This window comes from Psychromonas arctica DSM 14288, assembly GCF_000482725.1.
Lineage (GTDB): Bacteria > Pseudomonadota > Gammaproteobacteria > Enterobacterales > Psychromonadaceae > Psychromonas > Psychromonas arctica.
Map to the genome: position 1 here is coordinate 1 of NZ_AXWP01000092.1, position 5745 is coordinate 5745.

A 5745-nucleotide genomic window follows, 5' to 3' on the forward strand; every position below is an offset into this window, starting at 1 on the left:
TCACCTCTTGAGATAATATGTCCAAACAAATGCTTGGATACAGTGCCAGGCTTCCCCAGTTATTACACTGACTCCCTGTTAGAAATGACCACCCTCAAACACAGTGTTGGTCTGACTGAGTATTGGACTTCGCGCTATTTTGGACGCTTATCCACCAACACTGCCGAAACAGGTTACGGTTAGTTGTGTACTTCTAACTTCCTATGGCTTCCTTCAGACCCCACCGTTAGCCAGTGACGCCCTTGCCATTCGGATTATCTTCCCCTCAATCAGGGTGATCTCACTTTCTTGCAAGTGAGCGGGTTTGCCAGCTTTGCTGGGCAAACAAAAAAACCAGCTATAAGCTGGTTCTTTTATGAAATTGGTGCCCGGAGACGGACTTGAACCGTCACGACCAGAATTAGATGCGGGGATTTTATTATCAGAGTTTACAAAATCCCGATTTTATTCAGCTTGATATAACTTAAACGCTTATAAACTGAAACTCAAATTTTAGATATAAAAAAACCAGCTATAAGCTGGTTCTTTTATGAAATTGGTGCCCGGAGACGGACTTGAACCGTCACGACCAGAATTAGATGCGAGGATTTTATTATCAGAGTTTACAAAATCCCGATTTTATTCAGCTTGATATAACTTAAACGCTTATAAACTGAAACTCAAATTTTAGATATAAAAAAACCAGCTATAAGCTGGTTATTTTATGAAATTGGTGCCCGGAGACGGACTTGAACCGTCACGACCATAAGTCGAGGGATTTTAAATCCCTTGTGTCTACCGATTTCACCACCCGGGCAAAGATTGTAATGGAGGCGGAACCCGGAGTCGAACCGAGGTGGATGGATTTGCAATCCACTGCATGGCCACTCTGCCATTCCGCCAAAACATTTGGAGCGGTACACGAGACTCGAACTCGTGACCCCGACCTTGGCAAGGTCGTGCTCTACCAACTGAGCTAGTACCGCTTCATATTTAGCTTTAGTTTTAGTTTTAAAATGTAGTTTGGAGCGGTACACGAGACTCGAACTCGTGACCCCGACCTTGGCAAGGTCGTGCTCTACCAACTGAGCTAGTACCGCATCACTATGTTTATCTCAAGAAGAAGCAGAAACTGTTTCCCCTCTCGATGTGTGCGCATTCTAATGATTCTTCACAATGAGTCAATAGATATTATCGACTTTTTTACTTCTTTTAACTCGTTCGACGTTTTTTTAGACGAAGCGTTTACATATTCAGCAATTTACAGCTCATTACTCTTTTTAAGTAACGGCCAAGCAGCAGCAAGATAAACAATCATTGACCATAGCGTTAATGCTGTTGCTACATATAAGAAAGTAAAGCCTACCCATTCCATTTCTACCGAATGTTGCCAAATTAACAAAAACAATGCCAACATTTGCGATGCGGTTTTAACTTTACCAATAGATGAAACAGCGACACTTGCTCGCTCACCCAATTCAGCCATCCATTCACGTAATGCAGAAATAATAATCTCGCGACAAATCATAATCATTGCAGGTACAGTTATCCAGATAACCGAATAATGTTCAACAATCATCACTAACGCAACGGCTACCATAATTTTATCTGCGACGGGATCTAAAAATGCGCCAAAGGGAGTTTGTTGATTTAAACGACGTGCTAAATAACCATCTAACCAATCAGTTATGCCTGCTAACCAAAAAATAAACGTGGCAAGGGGTGCTGACCAAGATATCGGTAGATAAAAAATAACTACAAATACAGGGATCAGAAGAATTCGAAAACAGGTCAATAAATTGGGAATGTTGAGCATTAAAATATCCTTTAAGGTAAGCCAGCTTATTTTTGCATTTTATGGTTTACATTTGCAAATGCTTAACTCATAAAGTAGGCAATTAATAGCAATATATTTCAGCTTACAAAATGAATCACCTACATCTGCCTTGATAAAGAGAGATAGATCAAAAAATACAGAGCTGTTAATACAATGCACTCATTAATGACGCTCAAATATCATTTAAGAAACCAATACCATTATTTTCATTGAAGTGTATCGCAATGACATTGCAAAATGATGTTCAAAGGTTAAAAGCTGTTAATTAATAGGTAAGAGTTAAGTCCAGTTAATCTTTAAGCATTACCTATTAAAGTGAGAAGAAGCGAGCTGGATTGCCCTCACTTAATCTTATAAACTTTTAAAGCGAGTATCGCTTATGACAACTCACTTGTACGCAAGCAATGCTAATGATGCAAAACCTCATGAATCGTTTCGGCCAAACTTTTGCTTATTCCATTTAATTTGGCTAACTCATCAATACTGGCAGATTTTACGCCCTGTAAACCGCCGAAATGATTGAGTAGCATTTGGCGTCGTTTAGCGCCTACACCAGCAATCCCTTCTAGCGTACTCGTCCGCCTTACTTTATCTCGTTGCTGACGATGCCCCATGATAGCAAAGCGATGCGACTCATCTCGAATCTGTTGAATCAAGTGTAAGGCAGGAGAAGCACTGTCTATTTCTAATATTTCATGGCTGTCAGCCAAAATAAGTGTTTCTTCACCCGCTTTGCGTGCAACACCTTTAGCGATACCAATCAACAGCGGGTATTTATCCGGGAAGTTATGCTCCAGTGAACTAACAATCGTTTCAGCTTGACTCAATTGCCCTAAACCACCGTCAATAAAGATAATATCAGGCGTTGTTTCTGCACTTTGTAAATCTTTAAAGCGACGTGCTAATACTTGCCCCATTGCCGCGTAATCATCCCCAGGAGTGATTCCAGTAATATTAAAGCGACGGTAATCAGATTTTTTAGCTCCTTCACGGTTAAAGACAACACAGGAAGCCACTGTTTTTTCACCCATCATATGTGAAATATCGTAACATTCCATACGTTGAATAGGCTCGGTCAGCTCTAGTTTTTCTTCGAGTAAGTTATAACGTTGTAGAATGGATTTTTGCTGACTTAAGTGCGTGCTTAAGGCCACATTAGCATTAGTTTTAGCTAATTTAGTAAAGCGTAAGCGCTCGCCACGCATCACAATTTTAAGTTTAGTTTTATAGCCACTATGTTCTGAGAACAGCTCCTCAAAAATTTCTCGATCAGTAAAATCATCACTTAATAATATTTCACGGGGAATGGCACGACCATTTTGGCCAGATAAATAAAATTGACTCAAAAAGCTACTGAGCACTTCTTCTTCAGAACTATTTTTTGGCACTTTAGGGAAATAATTACGACTACCTAATACACGCCCCTGTCGAACAAATAACATATGAATACTGGCAACACCATGTTGATAGCTAAAACCTAATACATCTAATTGTTCAACTTCGCCGCTCACCCACTGTTGCTCTTGTACTTTTTTCAAGGATTGAATTTGGTCGCGTCTTACGGCTGCTTTTTCAAACTCTAATGCTTGGCTCGCAGACTCCATCTCAGTCACTAATTCTTCAATTACATGCTGACTTTTACCCTGTAGGAAAGCGGTCGCCAAATCGACTTGATGTGCATACTCCTGCTCAGGCATAGCATTCACACAGGGCCCTAAACAACGCTTTAATTGATATTGTAAACAAGGACGAGAACGGTTTTTATAATAACTATCCTCACACTGACGAATAGGAAACAGTTTTTGCATTAAATGTAAGCTTTCTCGTACTGCCCCACCGCTAGGATAAGGACCGAAGTAAGTACCTTTACGTTTTTTATTTTGCGAACGCACTAGGGTTAGCTGCGGATGCTTATGGTCGCTTAAAAATAAATAAGGGTAAGATTTATCATCACGTAACAGCACATTATATTTAGGTTTGTGCTGCTTGATGAAGTTATGCTCAAGGATCAACGCTTCCGTTTCGGTATGCGTGATAGTGACTTCTATACGAACAATATGACTTACTAACGCCAATGTTTTAGGGTGTTTTTGAGTTAGGCTGAAATAACTACTTAAGCGTTTTTTAAGATTTTTAGCTTTACCAATATAGATGATTTGATCTTTATCATCGAACATACGGTACACACCGGGTTCAGTGGTCACTGTTTTTAAAAATGCATCTGAATTAAATTTGCTCATAAGCAGAATGTCGCTCACCGGTAAAGTTTAGTCGTTGATTAAGTGTAAACTGAGGATATAAAAAAGCACCTTAATATAAGGTGCTTTTTGTATTTTTTAACAAAGTATTTGTTTATAGCGTATCCGCATCCAGCATTCCATAACGAATAGCCAAATGAGTCAACTCTACATCTCCATGTACTCCTAATTTATCAAATAGACGATAGCGGTAACTATTGATAGTTTTAGGGCTGAGACTTAATTGCTCAGAGATATCAACAACACGCTGTCCCTTGGTGATCATGATCATGATCTGTAGTTCGCGCTCAGACAACACACGAAATGGATCTTCATCATTAGGTGACAACTGTGATAATGCCATTTGTTGTGCAATTTCAGGCGTTAAATAACGCTGTCCTGAATGCACAATACGAATTGCATTTAACACTTCCTCAGGGCAAGCACCTTTACTTAAATAACCAGCTGCACCTGCTTGCATTACTTTGGTTGGAAATGGATTTTCAGTATGCATGGTTAGCATAATGATTTTAATATCTTCATTGATGCGCAAAATTTTATGCATCGCATCAAGTCCGCCAATACCTGGCATATTAATATCCATTAAAATTACATCTGGCTCATTACTACGGCACCACTTAACAGCGTCTTCTCCGCTTTCAGCTTCGCCAATTACTTTCATGCCTCGAACATCATCAATGATACGGCTTATCCCTGTACGAACTAATTCATGGTCATCGACCAGCAGGATATTTATCACTAAACTTCTCCGTATGAGTAAAGAATTACTCATGATACTAATATGAGCTAATACTAATTGTAACAATTTAATACGCTATTTTAGTTGTTAAAATAGTTTACTTTTTGGTGATAACTTTAATAAAAGGAATACTCACTTATAGTAACCTACACCTCAAACTAAACTCTCTTTCCGCGTAAAAATTTAAAACGTATATTTAATACAACCGGTATAACACTGATTTAACGTGCGACATATTACCCAAGCTACAACATATCGTATAATTAAAATGTACGATATGTTAAGCACTTAACAATTGTAACATTAGACAAGTGGCATTCGCTCCATTATATCAAACGATTTAAAGACTCAACCTGAACTTGCACCGTTATGTATGCGGTTATCTTTGCTACTTAATTATTCATTGTTAGATTCAGGAATAAAACTCAACGTAAAAATAAACATCAAAATAGCGCAGATTATTACAGTATTTAAATCGAATGTTAGCCAATACTAATAGCCTAAGATCGCTAAATCAAGCGCTTACTATTTGCTACTTTTTGATAAAAATCAGCACTTTTTCTGTTAGATAATTTATTATCAGGCATATCGAGTAGGGTGAGGCTTTTGCCTCATCCCTCTCACAGAACCGTACGTACGGGCCTCGTATACGGCTCCTGTATTCTTTTATTCCATCATCCGCTTTTCATAAACGCTGATGGAGCAAGCCAACCTGTATTTACATTCTCTATATTATACAAACCAAGCCCTTCAAACCAACTATTCGGCATCGCAAAACTTGATAAGGGGCTTCTCGAATTTCGCCACGAGTTCATTTTAATGAACTTAAAGGGTGGCTTATATTTCAGCTGCTTTAATCGTCGATGTAGCCGACTCGGCTTCTTCCACAAGTTAAGCTGTACTGCCCTTAATCTTCGTCTTGTCCAACCAGC

At 38.9% G+C, this 5745-nt stretch carries 4 protein-coding genes and 4 tRNA genes; 1 reads left to right on the plus strand and 7 read right to left on the minus strand.

The features are described 5' to 3' along the window. A partial coding sequence (locus tag H592_RS23995; RefSeq protein ID WP_211235622.1) for a hypothetical protein occupies positions 1-183 on the plus strand: 183 nt, incomplete at its 5' end. Between the two features lie 527 nt (positions 184-710). Here H592_RS23995 and H592_RS0111235 read toward each other — a convergent pair. From H592_RS0111235 to uvrY, 7 genes are all read right to left on the minus strand, one after another. Next, a tRNA-Leu gene (locus H592_RS0111235) sits at positions 711-796 on the minus strand. 11 nt (positions 797-807) lie between these two features. Beyond that, positions 808-881 (minus strand) — tRNA-Cys (locus H592_RS0111240). Positions 882-889: 8 nt separating this feature from the next. Next, a tRNA-Gly gene (locus tag H592_RS0111245) sits at positions 890-965 on the minus strand. A 38-nt stretch (positions 966-1003) separates the two neighbouring features. Next, positions 1004-1079 (minus strand) — tRNA-Gly (locus tag H592_RS0111250). Between the two features lie 161 nt (positions 1080-1240). After that, positions 1241-1795 carry a CDP-diacylglycerol--glycerol-3-phosphate 3-phosphatidyltransferase gene (gene pgsA / locus H592_RS0111255; protein ID WP_028868866.1) on the minus strand — a complete coding sequence of 185 codons (555 nt, stop codon included), beginning with the start codon at positions 1793-1795 and terminating at the stop codon, positions 1241-1243. A 428-nt stretch (positions 1796-2223) separates the two neighbouring features. Beyond that, entirely contained in the window at positions 2224-4056 is a 1833-nt protein-coding gene (gene uvrC, locus H592_RS0111260) for an excinuclease ABC subunit UvrC (protein WP_028868867.1), read from the minus strand. A 112-nt stretch (positions 4057-4168) separates the two neighbouring features. Next, complete coding sequence (gene uvrY / locus H592_RS0111265; protein ID WP_028868868.1) at positions 4169-4813, minus strand: UvrY/SirA/GacA family response regulator transcription factor; 645 nt, start codon at positions 4811-4813, stop codon at positions 4169-4171. Between the last annotated feature and the right edge of the window lie 932 nt (positions 4814-5745).

Coding starts and splice junctions, on each gene's coding strand:
- pgsA (WP_028868866.1), bottom strand. CDS start 1,795: ATGCTCAACATTCCCAATTTATTGACCTGTTTTCGAATTCTTCTGATC.
- uvrC (WP_028868867.1), bottom strand. CDS start 4,056: ATGAGCAAATTTAATTCAGATGCATTTTTAAAAACAGTGACCACTGAA.